Genomic DNA, 14,752 nt, shown 5'->3' with positions numbered 1-14,752 from the left:
TGGTCAGAGTCTTTCGTTTGGATTCGTCGGAAGAAGACCGGCGAGGTGCTCGTCAAGCAAAGTCCGCGCCGCGCCAAGACGCATGATCGCATCGTCGTTCCGCTCTTCGTGTTCTACGGCTTCGGCGAGACGGTCGTCGGAAAGAGGATCGGTCGGCCGCCCATTGACGCGCACCTCGTAGTGGAGGTTGGGACCAGTCGCCGTACCGGTTGCACCGACGCGGCCGATCGTATCGCCCGCCGCGACGCGATCGCCCACCGCCAGCCCGTCTGGAACCGCGCTGAGATGCGCGTAGCGAGTCATGGTCTCGGAGCCGTGCGAGATTTCAACAACCCGCCCGTAGCCGCCGCGTCGCCCGATGAAGCTGATACGTCCGGGCGCGGTCGCCGAAATCGGCGTGCCGCGCGGCGCGGCGAAGTCCACCCCGGTATGCATGCGGGTATCGCCATAGACCGGATGCGCACGGCGACCAAAGACAGAACTGAGACGCGCACCTTCGACGGGCTGGGCAAAGACGCGCATCATCTCGCCGTCCCGATAGATCGTGGCCCGGCCGGTGCCGTCTTCGGGCCAGACAATCTCGAATTGCGTATCGCCGAGGTCGAGCACAGCAAAATCCAGTTCGGGTTGCCCGATCACCCCGCCTTCGACACGTTCCTCGCGCCACATCAAGCGCATGATTTCGCCGCCCGACAGGTCACGCCGAAAGTCCACAGTGCCGCCCAGCATTTGCGCCAGATCGACTGCGAAGCGCGCGGGGATACCGGCGTCAGCGAGCGCCGCGAAGAGGGAGCTCTCGATGCGCGTTTCTGCCGCGCGGATCAGCAGCTCGGATTCGGGGGAAAGAACACGGGTCGCGACATCCGCACCGAAGACGGTTTCGATCCGAACGCCGTCGTCGACATCCAGCACCACCCGCTGCAAATGCCCGTCATGCCCTGTCTCGACAGTAAGTCCATGTCCCGGACGCAGCCGACGCAGATCGTATTCCGCTGCAAGCGCCAGGGCGATTTCGGCTCGCTCTGAAGCTACGAGGCCAGCTTCCGCCAGAACGGTATCGAGCGTTTCGCCAGAGGCGATTTCGCGCGACCAGACCTCCGGAAGCGGCTCGATGACTGGCGCGGAAGTCTCGGCGATCGCGGAGGCAAGAGGAGCTGGAGAAGTGAAAGTCGGCGCTACCTCTTTTTTACCCATATCCAAATCGTTTGCGTCCGAGTTGGAGAAAGTGGGCAAAGGCATAGGCTCCGGTATCCAGGTGGCGGCATTGCGAAGGGAGGGCGGAACAGGCTCCTTTCCCAGTTTGTCGAATAGAAGAATGCCGCCCGTTGCGATGCCGCCCGCCGCGAACAGTCCTGTCGCCAGATATCTGATCTTCATGTCGCCTCTTCCGTTTCTTTTTTCATCGTGCGCCGGATTTTCGGCACCGCGAATTCCCGCGGTTCGTGATAGTTGATGGTCGTGACGAACCAGCCCTCGACGTCGAACAAGAACACGCTCGCCGTGTGGTTCAACGTGTGGTCACCGCCTTCTGTCGGTACTTTCTCATAGTTTGCGCGGAAACCTTCAACCCCAGGGGCGATCTGGTCGTCGGTGCCGGTCGATCCCTCGATTGCGGGATGAAAGTAGTCGACATATTCCGCCATGATCTCGACCGTCTCGCGGTCGGGATCGACCGTGATGAACACGACATCAAGCCGTCGGGCATCGCCGCCCAGTGCGTCCAACCAGTCCGAGATATCCGCCAGCGTGGTCGGGCAGACGTCCGGGCAATAGGTGAAGCCGAAGAAGATCAGCATTCATCGCCCCGCAAAATCATCTTGCGTCCGGACCATTCCGGTGTGATCCGAAAGTTCGAACTCGGCTTGGATCGCATTTCCGGTCTTCCGCGCAGTGTCTGAGCGGTAATCCACCCGAAGCAGGAGCCACAGAAAAACAAGCGCAACTATACCTATCAGCGTCAAAAGGGATTGCTGCAAAAACGTCATTCTCAACGCGGCTCGGGTTCTCTGGGACGTTGTCAACGCGGGAGATACCTCCTCCAGCTGCTAGAGGTTCAAGCCATTTCCATCGCATAAGTCGTCTCGTCGCAAATCTGTGATTGGAGCGAAGAACGCTTGCCTGTCCACTATTCGAAATCTACCAAAACTGTAGCTTTGAGGGGGTTGGACATGCTGACGATTGGTAATCTCGCCAAGAAGACCGGGACCAAGGTCCAGACGATCCGCTACTATGAACAGATCGGCTTGATGCCCGAGCCGGGACGAACGGCGGGCGGTCAGCGTCGCTACGGGGAGGACGAACTCGACCGGTTGGCTTTCGTGCGCCACGCGCGTCAGCTGGGCTTCACGCTCGAAGCTATCAGGGAGCTTCTCGACCTCAGCGATGAACCCGACCGGTCCTGCGAGAACGCTGACGCAATCGCGCGTCGGCAGCTTCGTCAGGTTGAGCAGCGCATCGCGCGTCTCGAGGCCTTGCGCACCGAGTTGAAACGCATGGTGCGCGAATGCGCTGGCGGACAAACGGCCGATTGTCGGGTGCTTGAGGTCCTGCGGGACCATTCGGAGTGCCTGACCGATCACGACGAGATAGGTGCTTAGGCCCTCCCGTACGGGAACAATGAGTTCGTCGATCCGTTTGGACGTCGCCGCCAGGGAGACACGCGTTGAGCGAAAGCATCCAGCCGAAAGACGCGCGTCAACGTCGTATCCTGTGGATCGTGCTCTTGCTGAATGCCGCGATTGCTGTGGCCTTCTTCATGACCGGCGCGTTCGGCGACTCCACGTCGCTGATCGCCAACGGCCTCGACAACACATCCGACGCGTTCGTCTATGCCTTGAGCCTGTTCGCGCTGTCCCGGTCGGCCAGATGGAAGCGGATCGCAGCGACCGTTTCGGGAAGTGTGCTGATTCTGTTCGCCATCGGTATTCTGTTCGACGCCGGTCGCCGATACCTCGAAGGATCGGAACCGCTGGGCCCTGTGATGATCGTGATGGCGCTGATCGCTGCCGCTGTGAACCTCGTCTGCGTCGTTCTCTTGCGCCGGATCTCCGATCCGGATGTCAACGTGCGCGCCGCCAACATTTTTACCATGAACGACTTTCTGGCAAATGCCGGTATTATCATCGCCGGTACGCTCGTCGCTTGGCTAGGGAGCAACTGGCCCGATCTGGCGGTCGGTGTCGCCGTCGCTGTCGTGGCCGCCTGGGGCGGGATTGAGATATTGAAGGATGCGCATGGAGAGCATCACGAGGCTGTCCACGACGATCCCGTCGGTCAGAAGACTCGCGAGGGAACCGGCGACTGACGTGCACGCAACTGTTGCGTATCCCCTGGCCGCATCGGCCGAGATTGTCGGTTGCTTTGCGATCTGGGCGTGGTGGCGTCTTGGGGCTACGTCGCTCTGGCTGGTGCCCGGAATCCTATCGCTTGCAATTTTCGGTTGGCTGCTTGCACAGGTCGAAACCGTCGTCGCGGGACGCGCCTTCGCAGCCTACGGCGGGGTTTATATTGCTGCATCCGTTCTGTGGATGTTGCTAGCAGAGGGACAGCGACCGGACAGGTGGGACCTAGCCGGAACCGCAATTTGCCTGATCGGCGCGACGGTCATTTTGGCGGCGCCGCGTGGCACGTGATCAAAGGACTTGAACCTACAGTAGCTGTAGCCCCTACATCCCTCTTCGAATGATTCGAGGAGCCCTTTCGTGCCGCACGACCACAGCCATGCCCATCTTGACCCTCAGTCCGGCGACCGCCGCGTCTCCATAGCGATCTGGGCCAACGGTATTCTGACGGTCGCGCAGATCGTAGGCGGCATCCTGTCCGGTAGCCTCGCCCTGATCGCCGACGCGTTGCACAACTTTTCGGATATGGCGTCGTTGGTCATCGCCTTCGTGGCACGAAAGATCGCGCGGCGTCCGGCGGATGAACGCATGACCTTCGGCTACGGCCGGGTCGAGATCGTCGCCGCGCTTATCAACTACACAACGTTGATCCTCATCGGTTTCTATCTCATCTATGAAGGAGGAATGCGGATCATCGACCCGCCGGAGGTCGGTGCCTGGACCGTGGTGATCCTCGGTGGAGTGGCATTGGTTGTTGATACCCTCACAGCGGTTCTCACCTACTCGATGCAGAAGGGCAGCGTGAACATCCGCGCGCTGTTTCTGCACAACTTGTCGGACGCACTGGCCTCGGTTGCCGTCATCGTGGCCGGGACACTCATCCTGCTCTACGACATGTGGTGGGTCGATCCCGCAATCACGATCGGTATCGCGCTCTATATCCTCTATCTCGCCGTTACCGAGATCGGTGGCCCGATCCGCACGCTGATGCTGGGCAGCCCGCCGGACATGGACAACGCGGCGGTCATTGATGCGATGCGCGACGTGGATGGCGTGGCTGATGTCCACCACGTCCATCTCTGGCAGATGCAGGAACATGAAGCTGCGCTCGACTGCCATGTCGTGCTGACCGATGGGGGCTGGGACCGGATCGAAGACATCAAGGCCGCGATCAAACACCGCCTCAAAGAGGAATTCGGCATCGGGCATTCAAGCCTCGAATTCGAGCATGAAAATCGCTCGCACGAGAACGCCGACCTCTACGGTCACGGCAAGTCCGACAAATAGGAGAATTCCATGTTTACGGAGATCAAGACGGCGGACATCAATGTCATCGGCATCGCCTGCCGGGGTAAGCTCAGCGAAAGCGACCTGGAGAGAATGCACGGGCTTCTGCACGAGCGGCTCGAAAGGCCAGGCAAACCCGGTCTCGTTCTCGATCTGACCGATTTCGACGGCTACGACGGCCCGTCTGCGATGCTGGAAGACCTGAAGATCGACACCGCCCATGCGAACGACTTCAGCCGCGTGGCCATCGTTGGCGAAGGCGTCTTGATGGAATGGGGCGCGAAACTGGCCGACGCCCTGACCCGAGCCGAGATGCACAGCTTCGACCCGGCCCAGATGGGAGCGGCAATCGAATGGGTGCGTGGAAGTTAGAGCTGTTCATGCAAGAATTGCCCGCATCGGAAATCCTCGACCCGAAGACCAGCATCCCGCGTCTCGACATCGTCGATGTCGTTCGAGGGATCGCGATTGCGGGTGTCGTGCTCTTTCACCTGGTTTGGGACCTCGCCTTCCTCGGTGTCATTCCTCCGGGGATCTCCGTTCACCCACTCTGGTTGCTGTTCGGTCGCTTGCTCGCGGGAACGTTCATGATCCTGGTGGGTGTAAGTCTCGTGCTCGCAACAGCGGGCGGTTTCCGGCGACAGGCATTCTTACGACGTCTCGTCGTTCTGATTGTGGCCGCGGTGATCATCAGCGTCGTAACACGCGTGATCTTCCCGCAGAACTTCGTCTATTTCGGCATCCTGCACGCGATCGCGGTCGCGAGCGTGGTCGGCGTTCTCGTTTCACGGCTCTCCACATCCGTCATCGTGGGGCTTGGCTTCGCGACCTATGCGTTGGGCTTTCTCTGGACATCGGAAACCTTCGATCCGCGATGGCTGGCCTGGACCGGCTTCGCGGCCTCTCCACCGCCCAGCAACGACTTCGTTCCCTTTTTCCCGTGGATCGGATTGACGCTGTTCGGCATCGCAGGAACCCGGATCGCTTTCGCGCGAAACTTGGTCCGATACGCTCGCCCGTTGCACGGACACACGGCGCGATCTTTGGCATGGCTCGGCCGACACAGCCTGACGATCTACCTGATCCATCAACCCATACTGCTTGGCCTGCTGATCCCGATCGTCAATCTTACAGGTTGAAAAAGAATGCAGGCCCGTGCCAAAGACGAAGCTTGAAGCTGATACATCAGGTTGCGCTGATCACGGCAGCGGCACTGCGGCAGAAACTGCTGGCATCAAGACGGCCACTCGTCCGCTGTGTAGCGTTATCCGGTGAGGACCCAGTCTCGATCTTCGTTACCAAAACACCAAGGTTCGCTTCGACGAGGCTGCCGAGACGGGGATGGTGATGCCTCATTGTCGTCAAACCCATCACCTTCAAAATTGGAAAAGGTGAGCTATTGGGTATACTTCCCGTTCCGTATCGCTTTACAGGTTAGTGGCCCTTACTCAAAAAACGCGAAATAGATAAGCCAGTCCAGATAATGTGTGGGGGCAGTGACAGTGAGTAATGACCACAGTTGAGTTCCAATACGTTCGGCTTTGCTCCTCCGGCCTCCAGCTTTGCTATAAACTTCTTCGATAGCTCTGGTATCACGACTGTGTCCCTTTTCGCCACCACCAAGAGTAGATCAAGATCCGGTCTCGCCAATCTTCGTGTCCAGGCTGCAAGACTGATCGGAGCCCAAGCCCGCCGTAGGTCGGCTAGTTCGATCTTGTTCTCAAGACTGGCGCGAATGTGTTGAGTGGCGCGACCGGTCCATACCATATCCGCGAGGCTTCCGGCTGTCAGGACAAGCGTAGCCTTTCCGACGCTCTGTTCGTGGGCAGCTACCAGGCCGGCAGTCCAAGATCCAAGACTAAGGCCAAGAACCGAGAAACTCTTATATCCTTCGCTTTCCAGAATCCGTATGAGCTTTCTACCGTCTAAGACAGCCTGTCGCATGGACTGGATGGTACGGCCGAGATTTGAGCTGAGCATGTAATCCGCATGCAGGGACCCATGACGCCTTCGTTCAAAGTGATACGGCATGGCAATCTCGACGACTGTGATTCCTTGCCGTGCGAGATATTTTGAAAGTTGACGGTAACGCGCTCCCGCATTCCAATGATGGAAGATCAAAAGCGCGTGCTCGTTTATTCGAGTCTTCGTTACCTTCGCCGAGACGACGTTGTTCTCTTCGGTGTCAGTTGAAACCGACGACGGGAATTCAATCCATCCATCTTTCCACTTAACGCCCAAATTCTGCGTGTCCGGTTCGTCGAAAAAGGTTGGGTCCTCCGCAGTCATGGCGGCAAGAGCGCAAAATTCCCTTATACTCCTCACTTTCCTCGCGCCTGGACATGCTAGTTCCGCGTCAAGCGCGAAATCACTCCTGTGCTTCAGCGCATTTCCGCGCTGCACCCGATGCTCATCCCACCGATCTAGCAATCTATGATACATTGCGGCGATCCTCTATCTCGCGTGTTTGGCGCATGCTGAAAGCAGGATTGAAAAGTCCATATATCGAGAGCAATACAGTTACACCCAACAAGGCTGAGAAACCCGAAAAGGCACCGATCGAAAGATATCCAGTAGTAAGCAGAACTACGACCACCGCCATCTTGCGCAGCTGTTTTCTAGATCCGCTAAAACGACCCAGAGCATAATGGGCCTTGAGAAACACCACGCAGGCCGCAAGTGCGACGAGAAGGCTGCTGTAATGCGTTGTAGTACTGTCATACCGTTCGCCACTTATCTTGTCTGAGAAGAAAACCGATCTCGTGTCCTGAATCAGCCAGTCTATAATATTCTCGGAGCTTATTTTCACGTAAAAGCTCTGGAGTTTCATACAGATAGCGATCATTAATACCAAAACCGTACAACGAAAAATTCCCTGAAACACTCCTTCAACAATCGCTGCAATCTCTCGCTGAGTACTTGCGCTCCGCTTCGATCCCAATGAGGAAATTAAGTCAGTAAAATCCTGCGCGAGTGTATAGAGGAAAATCAGGCCGACAAAGAGAAGATACATTGATAGGCACATATATAGGTACGCGACACCAGTGAAAGCTGCTGCTTGCGGAACAGATATGGCATCGGGACGAGTGGTCGCCAAAGAACCCCAGTCTGTTGTCCTATCACTATCAATAGTTATTAATGGTACCAATCGGAGGCTTACCCATTGTAGAACGCCGACGACGCCCAGACAAACGAGGAGAAGTGTCCAGAATGTGAATGTCGACGCTCCGACTTTGCGGCTCCAGCCCGAGTCTTCTAATTCGTTGCCGTTTAGAGCCAAGAGCATTGAACGGCCTTTGGTCTTCCAGAATGCTAAGAGATCCACCGCGAAGACAAAGAAGAGCGGCATGAAGACCATGAAGAGAAGGGTCCAGTTGGGAGCCCAAAGAAATCCGACCTGTTTGGTCAGACCGTCTTCGCGGGTGTATGTAACGCTATGAATTCCCAGAAAGTAGGACGCATATCCCAGCACGACGGCGCCCGCGAAGACCGATGCTGGTAGGTCCAGGAAGGATCGGCGTCCGAAGATTGCCTCGCACGTCTGTGCCAGGCGAAATCCGTTGTGCGACTCCGTATTGATCTGTCGGTCTTCCCGATGGACCGTAAGGCTATTTTCGATCCCGCTGGCCGCCGCGTGCTTCGAGTCATGCGACTTTGAAGCGTCAGAGTCTGCCGAAACCTGCCGGTGCCGTCTGAGGGCCGTCAAACGTGATCTCGCAACACTCAGCACGGTCTGCCAGTCGCTCGTCGCCTTCGGGTCGTCGCAACCGAATATTCTCGCAAGCCAACGGATATTGGCGCAGCTGATCCCTTTCGCATTTTCCTGAAACCAGAGCTGCACCGTGCGCAACTCGATCCCGGATTGGTTCGCGTCTATCTGTGAAATGGCTTCTGCGAGAAGGTCGGGGGTCCAGGGACCTTGGGGAAACCCGTTCGCGTCGACGGGTCGGCCTGCACCGGCGGAGGCCAGATGCTGGAACAGGGTCTTCAAGTCCCTGCTGTCGTCCACTGGTGGGACGAAATATTTTCCGTTCTTTATCAATGGCCAGCGAGCTTTCGTTTCGCTTCGTTTCGCCTGCTTTCGTATTGTATCGTGCGTTTGCGGACCGCCATAGCGCAACCTGAGCGTGTGATGGTCCATCGGCGGGAACACGCCCTGGGTATCGGACCATCAGCGAATACGGCGACAGGGATAATGAGACGTCGGACGCTCAAGACGAACCCGTGAGGAGACGTATGTCCGTACTGGTCGGAGAAATGGATTCGCTTCACACGACACGATGCTCTCTGCCGAGCGTTCTGGACCCTCAGCGGCCAGCTATTTGACCGGTGGACGGCCACGGCTCGCGGAAATTGTGCATGCAGGTTGGTCGCCGGGACCCTGATCTACCAACAACACCAGACAAAACAGGATCAATCGGATGGAGTTGCGCCAGCTACGATATTTTCTGGCCGTCGCCGACGCGGGGAGCATCAGTGAAGCGGCGCGTCGACTGGGTGTCTCGCAACCGACCGTGAGCGATCGCGTTCACGCTCTCGAAGATCGCATGCAGACGAATCTGTTTGAACGGCAGTCCCGGGGTGTGCGACTGACCTGTGCGGGTCGTGAAGTTCTTGGGCTTGCACGACGGATTACGAAGGATGTGGATCTCGCGCTGGCGTATACGGAACGGGTCGCGCGCGTCGAGATCGGCGCTCTGGCTCTGGGCTTTTCCATATCGCTTGCAAGCGGCCGCCTTCGCGAAACCCTTGGGGTATTCCGGAGGCTTGCGCCTGACGTCACAATGGCGCTCCGTGAAGGCAATCCCTCAGACCTCCTGGCGCGTTTGCGGGATTACGAAATCGACTTGGCCGTCACCGTTCTCGATGTCTCTGGAGGCTTGTTGGAAACACAGAAACTGTGGGACGAGCCCTTGGTCGTCGCGCTTCCGGTCGATCATCCGCTGGCCGGGCAGCCGAACGTGGTTTGGGCGGATCTGCGAGGCCAGTCTTTTGTAATGCGTACCCCAGCGGGCGGCATCGCGTCCACCGACTCGCTTCTCGACCGGATCGCCGACAACAACCACTTCACGATCGAGCGGCACTGCATCTCCCGGGATGCTTTGCTTGGTCTTGTCGGGCTTGGCTCAGGGATCACCGTGATGGAAAGCTCGGTCTTGGGTCTCGCCATGCCTGATGTCGTTCTCAAGCCGATGTCAGGACCCGATAGCACCCTGGCCGTCACGGCGATCTGGCTCGCCGGTAACGATAATCCTGCCCGAGGCCGCTTCGTAACCATGCTCCGGGATTGGCGTCGCAGCCCCATCAGCCGCTGTCGGCCTGATCTTTGCGGGACGTGGCAGACGGGGTGCCGGACGAGCCTGAAGGAGCCCGCCGCAGTTTTGCAAACCCCCTGTCCGTTGCCATGAACCGCGCGAGCATTGGCGCAACGATCTTCGCAGGTTCGATGGTCTTCCCCGTCTCCCGCGCAAGCAGCTCGGCATAGGCGATCAGGTCGCGATGCACCGCGGCCGGGACCTCGATCGTCAGCTTCACGGGCGTCTCGTCGACGAGCGGTCCGAGCTTCAGCCTGGTCATGATCACTCCCTCAGCGGTTCCAGTATGAGATCGCGGGTCACGACGACATTGACCGGCGTGCCCGGTCGGATCGTCAGCGTGGGCGGCATGTCGAGCTGGCGCTGGACGATCCGCTCTCCCGCGCTTCCGACCGTCTCCAGGGCGCTGTCGCGGATCGCGTCGGCGATCGGGTCGTCCCCGTCGCGGCCGGCCTCGAGGCCAATGCCGATCAAGGTCGCGAGGCCCGCGGCCCGGAACACCCGCCCCCAATGGTCGTCGATCCGATCTTTGAGCCCCGCATAGCCCTGCCGATCCGCGCCCGGCAGGCGTTCGAGGACGATCGAGCGACCGCCCGGCAGGATGAGACGCGTCCAGACGAGCAGGATCCGGGATTGTCCGGCACCGATCTCGGCGTCGTAGGTGCCGATCAGGCGCGCGCCCTGGGGGATGAGGAGTATGCCGCCGGTCGGGCTGTCGTAGACGGCTTGCGTGACCTGGGCCGTGACCTGCCCGGGCAGGTCGGACCGGATGCCGGTCATCAGCGCCGCCGGGATCACCGCGCCGGCCTGCAACAGGAACGGGCTCGCGGGCGGGGCGACGCGGTCGCTGCTCACCACGCGGCGGTCGACGGGAGCGTCGAGGAAGGCTTGTCTGCGGTCGGTCGTCGTCTGCTCCGCGGTAGGCTGGCGGCCCGTCAGGTCCGGGAAGGGCGTTGGATGGGCCGTAAGCCCGGTGGATTGCGCGGGCTGCCCGGCGCTGGTGGATTGCGCGAAGAGCTGGCTGGTGCGTGCGGCTTCGATCTCGGCGAGGCGGCGCTGCTCTTCTGGATCGAGGGTCTGGAGGGGTTGGATCGTCGGCGGCGTGATAGGCTGGCCGCGTTCCTGGGTGCGCAGGATCGGCCGTCCGAGATCGCCGGGCAGGGGTGGTCCGAGGGCGGGGACCTCGCGCGGGATGTCGGAATAGTCCCGCGGCAGGCGGGTCAGCTCGTCGGCGGTCGGCGGATTGTCGGTGCGGTAGAGTTCCGCGGGCGCGCTTCGTTCGCGGCTCTGAAGTGCCACGATCAGCATTCCACCGATGGCCAAGGCGACGAAGGCTGCGCCAGCCCCGAGCACGCGGCGCGACAGGCGCACGACCTGCGGCGGGTCTGGGCGCAGCCGCATCTCGGCGGCGATCTCGTGCCGAACGGCATCCGGTCCGTCTTCCGGTCGCGCGGTCACAATTTGCCTCCGACGCGCTGGTCTTGCGTCAGTGGAGCCGGAGCTGCCGCGGTGCGCTCGCGTCGGACGATCCGGACGACTTGTTGCGCCCGGCCGGTGCCGAGACGCAGCTCGGCTGCCGCGAAGAGTCGATCGACGATCATCACGTTGCGATGGACGCGGCTGTTGACTAGTTCCGGTGCGCCATCCGATCCGAGCACGAAGAGCGGCGGCATCTCGCCCTGCACGATCCCGAGGGGGAACTCGATATAGACCCGGCGACCGTCATCGTAGACCTGCCGTGGCCGCCAGGGCGGCGCGGGTGCCTCGATCTGCAATGCGTAGCGGTGATTGCGGTGGGACGGGTCCGGCAGGACCGGTGTTGCCGGGAGACCCGCCGTCGATCCGCGACGGGTCCGGTCCTCGGGATAGTACCAGGCGACCGACGGCATGTGGGTCTCTTCGCTTGAGATCAGTTCGAGATGGTACGTCCGGCGGTCGGTATTGAGGATCAGGTTGGTCTCGATGTCGGGCCGGGTCGGCTTGACGAGGACATGGACGCGGGCCGAGCGGCTCGCGCCGCTGACGGTATCGCCGATGATCCAGCGCGCCGTGTCGCCGGCGGCAATCGGGCCGTCGCCGACCAGCCGCTCGCCGTAGTCGAGCGCGATCTCGGTGATCTTTCCGGGGCTGGCATAGATCCGGTAGAGCGCGCCCGGGCTGTAGTGATAGACCTGCACGGCGTTGAAGTATCCCGCGCGCCGCGGTTCGATCCGCGCGGCGGCGTTGGCGGCGGCGATCCGGGCGGTCGGCGAGGCTGCGTCTGCGGTCCCACCGCGTGCGGGCGTCACGACCGGTGGACGGTGCAGCGGTTCGGGGCCGGTCTCGACGGCAACGACGGGCGCTGGGGGTAATGGCGGGACGGATGTATCGTAGTCGATCTGCGGCAGGGGCTCCGTCGCGCAGGCCGACAGGAGGAGGGCCGCGAGGTAAGCAGATGCGAGGTGGGGCAGGGGGACGGGAGTATTCATTCGCCCATCTCCCGTGACCAGTCGAGCGCGTGGACATAGATACCGAGCGGGTTCTTCCGGAGCCGCTCGGCATCGCGCGGCGGCTGCACCACGATTGTCAGGATGGCGGTCCAGCGCTCGGTTCCGGCCAGCTGGCCGTTCGCGTAGCGCCGCTCGCTCCAGGCGACGCGGAAGGAGCCGGGGGAGGCGCGGATGACGCTGGAGACGTCGACCGAGACCTGTTCCTCGCCGACGCGGGCGAACGGGTCGGCTTCGCGAGCATAGTCGTTGAGCGCCAGCGCGCCGCGATCGGTGGTGAAGTCGTAGGCCTCGAGCCACTGGCGGCGCAGCACGATCGGATCGGCCGGAATGCTCCGGACCTCTTCGACGAACCGCGCGAGATGCCAGGCGAGCTGGGCGTCGGTCGGATCGTAGGATCCGTCGGCCGGACCGACGGCCTGGGCCTGGCCCAGCTCGTCGACCTGAACGATCCAGGGTATGACATTGCCTTGCAGGGATTGCCAGACGAGGGCCGCGGCGAGCCCGGCGACGAGGCCGAGCTCGCCGAGGGCGATCAACCGCCAGTTCTTCGCCTGGACCCGGGCCGAACCGATCCGGTCGTCCCAGGCCTGGCTGGCGCGCTGATAGGGCGTCTCCGGCTCCAGCGTCTTGCCGTAGGCGGTCGAGGGACGCTTGAACATGTCTCACTCCTTTCCGGACAGGCTGATGGAGGTGCCGGATCCGCCGCCGTCGCCCGCGCGCAGCGCGTGGGCGATAGTGGTCGTGCCGTGGCTGAGGGATTGCGCGCGCTTCATCCGCCGCGCCCAGTCCGGCGGCGTACCGCCGCTACCGGTGGCAGCGGCGCCAACAGCCGAGGCCGCGGGCGGCGGTCCCCCGGCGGCTTGCGATCCGGCCTGGCCTCCGGCGACGAAGCTCTGCTTCATGGCCCCCGCCGCACGGCGCAGCGGCGAGGTGGCGAAGCCGGCCCCCGCCTTGGCGATGCCGAGGCTGCCGCCCGCCACGGCTCCAGCGGCGCTCGATGCGCCGCTCGCCCCCGTCCGGTGGGCGCCCGCGGCCCCGCCCGCGAGGGACGCGCCGCCGCGCGCGCCTGCGCCAAGAGCACTGCCGCCCATGCGCAGCGCCGCACCCCCGGCCATCGCCGCTCCGCCGACGGCAAGTCCGGTTCCGACGGCGGCGCCCGCACCGAGCTGCGGGCCGCCGGAGATCAGGCCGTTGGCGATCCCGGGTCCGAAGATGCCGAGGCCGAGGAGGGCGAGGGCGGCGAGGACGATCGCCATGGCGTCCTCGATGGTAGGGGCAGCACCGCCGAAGCCCGCGGTGAACTCGCCGAAGAGCGTCGAGCCGATGCCGATGATGACGGCGAGCACCAGCACCTTCACGCCGGACGAGACGACATTGCCAAGCACGCGTTCGGCCAGGAAGGCGGTCTTGCCGAAGAGGCCGAAGGGGATCAGCACGAAGCCCGCGAGCGTCGTCAGCTTGAACTCGATCAGGGTGACGAAGAGCTGGATGGCGAGCACGAAGAAGGACAGCAGGACGACGCCCCAGGCGAACATCATCACGAGGATCTGCACGAAGTTCTCGAAGAAGGAGATGTAGCCCAGGAGATCGGCGATGGATGCGAGGATGGGACGGCCGGCGTCGATGCCGACCTGGGCGACCCGGCCCGGCTGCAGGAACTCGGCGGCGGTGACGGAGCCTCCGGAGGCCTGCAGGCCGAGCCCGGCGAAGCTCTCAAAGACGATCCGCGCCAGGGCGTTCCAGTTGCCGATGATGTAGGCAAAGACGCCCACGAAGATGGTCTTCTTGACCAGCCGCGCGAGGATGTCGTCGTCGGCGCCCCAGGCCCAGAAGAGGGCGGCGAGGGTCACGTCGATGACGATGAGCGTGGTGGCAAGGAACGCGACCTCGCCGCCGAGCAGCCCGAAGCCGGAATCGATATAGCTGGTGAAGACCTGCAGGAAGCGATCGATGACGCCGGTGCCGCCCATGGGTCAGTCCCGGCCTGCTGGTGGGCGCGGATCGTCCGGCGGATTGGTCGACGGCAGGGAGGGCGTCGGATCGTCGTCGCCCTCCGGCACGGCAACGCCGAGAAACCGGTCCCGCTGCGCCGACCAGAGGCGCAGGCAGGGCGGATCGTCGAGCGCGGCCGCGCCCCTGTCGCGACAGGCGCGCAGCGCGTCGGTTCGGTCGGTCTCTGGCGGCAACGGGGTCGCTTCCGGTATGGCGGGCACATGGGGTCCGTCGCCCGGACGATCGGCGACGATCGCCACGGCAAGGGGTGCCAACCCGACGACAAGTCCGATCGCGATGAGTATCTTCGGGGTCCGCCGCATGGGAG

16 protein-coding genes and 1 pseudogene are annotated in these 14,752 nt (G+C 62.0%); 7 read left to right on the top strand and 10 right to left on the bottom strand.

Going from position 1 to position 14,752, the window contains the following annotated elements:
• Nucleotides 1-3: 3 nt before the first annotated feature.
• Entirely contained in the window at nt 4-1,377 is a 1,374-nt protein-coding gene (locus PAA8504_RS01535) for a M23 family metallopeptidase (RefSeq protein ID WP_108892398.1), read from the bottom strand.
• A pseudogene (locus PAA8504_RS01530) lies at nt 1,374-1,832 on the bottom strand (SCO family protein). Before PAA8504_RS01530 ends, PAA8504_RS01535 begins: the two are co-directional and overlap by 4 nt.
• A 336-nt stretch (nt 1,833-2,168) precedes the next feature.
• Between PAA8504_RS01530 and PAA8504_RS01520 the strand changes: the two are divergent.
• The 6 genes from PAA8504_RS01520 to PAA8504_RS01495 all read left to right on the top strand — a co-directional run bounded on the left by PAA8504_RS01520 (nt 2,169) and on the right by PAA8504_RS01495 (nt 5,767).
• Nucleotides 2,169-2,597, top strand: coding sequence for a MerR family transcriptional regulator (locus PAA8504_RS01520; RefSeq protein WP_108892396.1), 429 nt, complete (start codon nt 2,169-2,171; stop codon nt 2,595-2,597).
• Nucleotides 2,598-2,662: 65 nt separating this feature from the next.
• A complete protein-coding gene (locus tag PAA8504_RS01515) occupies nt 2,663-3,304 on the top strand; it encodes a cation efflux transmembrane domain-containing protein (protein ID WP_269085891.1) in 642 nt (213 codons plus the stop codon).
• Between the two features lies 1 nt (nt 3,305).
• Complete coding sequence (locus tag PAA8504_RS01510) at nt 3,306-3,632, top strand: YnfA family protein (RefSeq protein WP_091846711.1); 327 nt, start codon at nt 3,306-3,308, stop codon at nt 3,630-3,632.
• Between the two features lie 69 nt (nt 3,633-3,701).
• A complete protein-coding gene (locus PAA8504_RS01505) occupies nt 3,702-4,628 on the top strand; it encodes a cation diffusion facilitator family transporter (protein ID WP_091846710.1) in 927 nt (308 codons plus the stop codon).
• A gap of 9 nt (nt 4,629-4,637) precedes the next feature.
• Complete coding sequence (locus PAA8504_RS01500; protein ID WP_091846709.1) at nt 4,638-5,000, top strand: SpoIIAA family protein; 363 nt, start codon at nt 4,638-4,640, stop codon at nt 4,998-5,000.
• Nucleotides 5,001-5,008: 8 nt separating this feature from the next.
• Nucleotides 5,009-5,767 (top strand): heparan-alpha-glucosaminide N-acetyltransferase, encoded by a 759-nt coding sequence (locus tag PAA8504_RS01495; protein WP_091846756.1) that lies wholly within the window; start codon nt 5,009-5,011, stop codon nt 5,765-5,767.
• A 295-nt stretch (nt 5,768-6,062) separates the two neighbouring features.
• Here the strand turns inward: PAA8504_RS01495 and PAA8504_RS01490 are convergent, their stop codons facing one another.
• The gene (locus tag PAA8504_RS01490; protein ID WP_108892394.1) at nt 6,063-7,070 is read right to left on the bottom strand and encodes an RcgR family putative quorum lactone hydrolase; all 1,008 of its coding nucleotides are present in this window, start codon (nt 7,068-7,070) and stop codon (nt 6,063-6,065) included.
• On the bottom strand, nt 7,060-8,769 hold the full coding sequence (locus tag PAA8504_RS01485) for an RcgA family putative transporter (protein WP_503121347.1): 1,710 nt from the start codon (nt 8,767-8,769) through the stop codon (nt 7,060-7,062). Before PAA8504_RS01485 ends, PAA8504_RS01490 begins: the two co-directional genes overlap by 11 nt.
• 280 nt (nt 8,770-9,049) lie before the next feature.
• On the opposite strand from PAA8504_RS01485, the gene PAA8504_RS01480 reads away from it, so the two are divergent.
• The gene (locus tag PAA8504_RS01480) at nt 9,050-10,036 is read left to right on the top strand and encodes a LysR family transcriptional regulator (RefSeq protein ID WP_108892392.1); all 987 of its coding nucleotides are present in this window, start codon (nt 9,050-9,052) and stop codon (nt 10,034-10,036) included.
• Here PAA8504_RS01480 and PAA8504_RS01475 read toward each other — a convergent pair.
• The 6 genes from PAA8504_RS01475 to trbK-alt are packed head-to-tail and all read right to left on the bottom strand — an operon-like array spanning nt 9,933 to nt 14,747.
• Entirely contained in the window at nt 9,933-10,205 is a 273-nt protein-coding gene (locus PAA8504_RS01475) for a DUF2274 domain-containing protein (RefSeq protein WP_108892391.1), read from the bottom strand. The two genes, PAA8504_RS01480 and PAA8504_RS01475, sit on opposite strands and share 104 nt — an antisense overlap.
• Before the next feature lie 2 nt (nt 10,206-10,207).
• Nucleotides 10,208-11,401, bottom strand: coding sequence for a TraB/TrbI/VirB10 family type IV secretion system protein (locus PAA8504_RS01470; protein WP_442417777.1), 1,194 nt, complete (start codon nt 11,399-11,401; stop codon nt 10,208-10,210).
• On the bottom strand, nt 11,398-12,411 hold the full coding sequence (gene trbG / locus PAA8504_RS01465) for a P-type conjugative transfer protein TrbG (RefSeq protein WP_108892390.1): 1,014 nt from the start codon (nt 12,409-12,411) through the stop codon (nt 11,398-11,400). The genes PAA8504_RS01470 and trbG overlap by 4 nt, the downstream gene beginning before the upstream one ends.
• Nucleotides 12,408-13,091 (bottom strand): conjugal transfer protein TrbF, encoded by a 684-nt coding sequence (gene trbF, locus PAA8504_RS01460; protein ID WP_108892389.1) that lies wholly within the window; start codon nt 13,089-13,091, stop codon nt 12,408-12,410. The genes trbG and trbF overlap by 4 nt, the downstream gene beginning before the upstream one ends.
• Nucleotides 13,092-13,094: 3 nt before the next feature.
• Entirely contained in the window at nt 13,095-14,402 is a 1,308-nt protein-coding gene (trbL, locus tag PAA8504_RS01455; RefSeq protein WP_108892388.1) for a P-type conjugative transfer protein TrbL, read from the bottom strand.
• 3 nt (nt 14,403-14,405) lie between these two features.
• Nucleotides 14,406-14,747 (bottom strand): putative entry exclusion protein TrbK-alt, encoded by a 342-nt coding sequence (gene trbK-alt / locus PAA8504_RS01450; RefSeq protein WP_108892387.1) that lies wholly within the window; start codon nt 14,745-14,747, stop codon nt 14,406-14,408.
• Nucleotides 14,748-14,752 lie beyond the last annotated feature (5 nt).

The organism is Palleronia abyssalis, from assembly GCF_900302445.1.
Lineage (GTDB): Bacteria > Pseudomonadota > Alphaproteobacteria > Rhodobacterales > Rhodobacteraceae > Palleronia > Palleronia abyssalis.
This window is presented reverse-complemented; position numbering and strand designations above follow the sequence as displayed.

Coding starts and splice junctions, on each gene's coding strand:
- PAA8504_RS01535 (WP_108892398.1), bottom strand. CDS start 1,377: ATGAAGATCAGATATCTGGCGACAGGACTGTTCGCGGCGGGCGGCATC.
- PAA8504_RS01520 (WP_108892396.1), top strand. CDS start 2,169: ATGCTGACGATTGGTAATCTCGCCAAGAAGACCGGGACCAAGGTCCAG.
- PAA8504_RS01500 (WP_091846709.1), top strand. CDS start 4,638: ATGTTTACGGAGATCAAGACGGCGGACATCAATGTCATCGGCATCGCC.
- PAA8504_RS01495 (WP_091846756.1), top strand. CDS start 5,009: ATGCAAGAATTGCCCGCATCGGAAATCCTCGACCCGAAGACCAGCATC.
- PAA8504_RS01490 (WP_108892394.1), bottom strand. CDS start 7,070: ATGTATCATAGATTGCTAGATCGGTGGGATGAGCATCGGGTGCAGCGC.
- PAA8504_RS01485 (WP_503121347.1), bottom strand. CDS start 8,769: ATGGACCATCACACGCTCAGGTTGCGCTATGGCGGTCCGCAAACGCAC.
- PAA8504_RS01480 (WP_108892392.1), top strand. CDS start 9,050: ATGGAGTTGCGCCAGCTACGATATTTTCTGGCCGTCGCCGACGCGGGG.
- PAA8504_RS01475 (WP_108892391.1), bottom strand. CDS start 10,205: ATGACCAGGCTGAAGCTCGGACCGCTCGTCGACGAGACGCCCGTGAAG.
- trbG (WP_108892390.1), bottom strand. CDS start 12,411: ATGAATACTCCCGTCCCCCTGCCCCACCTCGCATCTGCTTACCTCGCG.
- trbF (WP_108892389.1), bottom strand. CDS start 13,091: ATGTTCAAGCGTCCCTCGACCGCCTACGGCAAGACGCTGGAGCCGGAG.
- trbL (WP_108892388.1), bottom strand. CDS start 14,402: ATGGGCGGCACCGGCGTCATCGATCGCTTCCTGCAGGTCTTCACCAGC.
- trbK-alt (WP_108892387.1), bottom strand. CDS start 14,747: ATGCGGCGGACCCCGAAGATACTCATCGCGATCGGACTTGTCGTCGGG.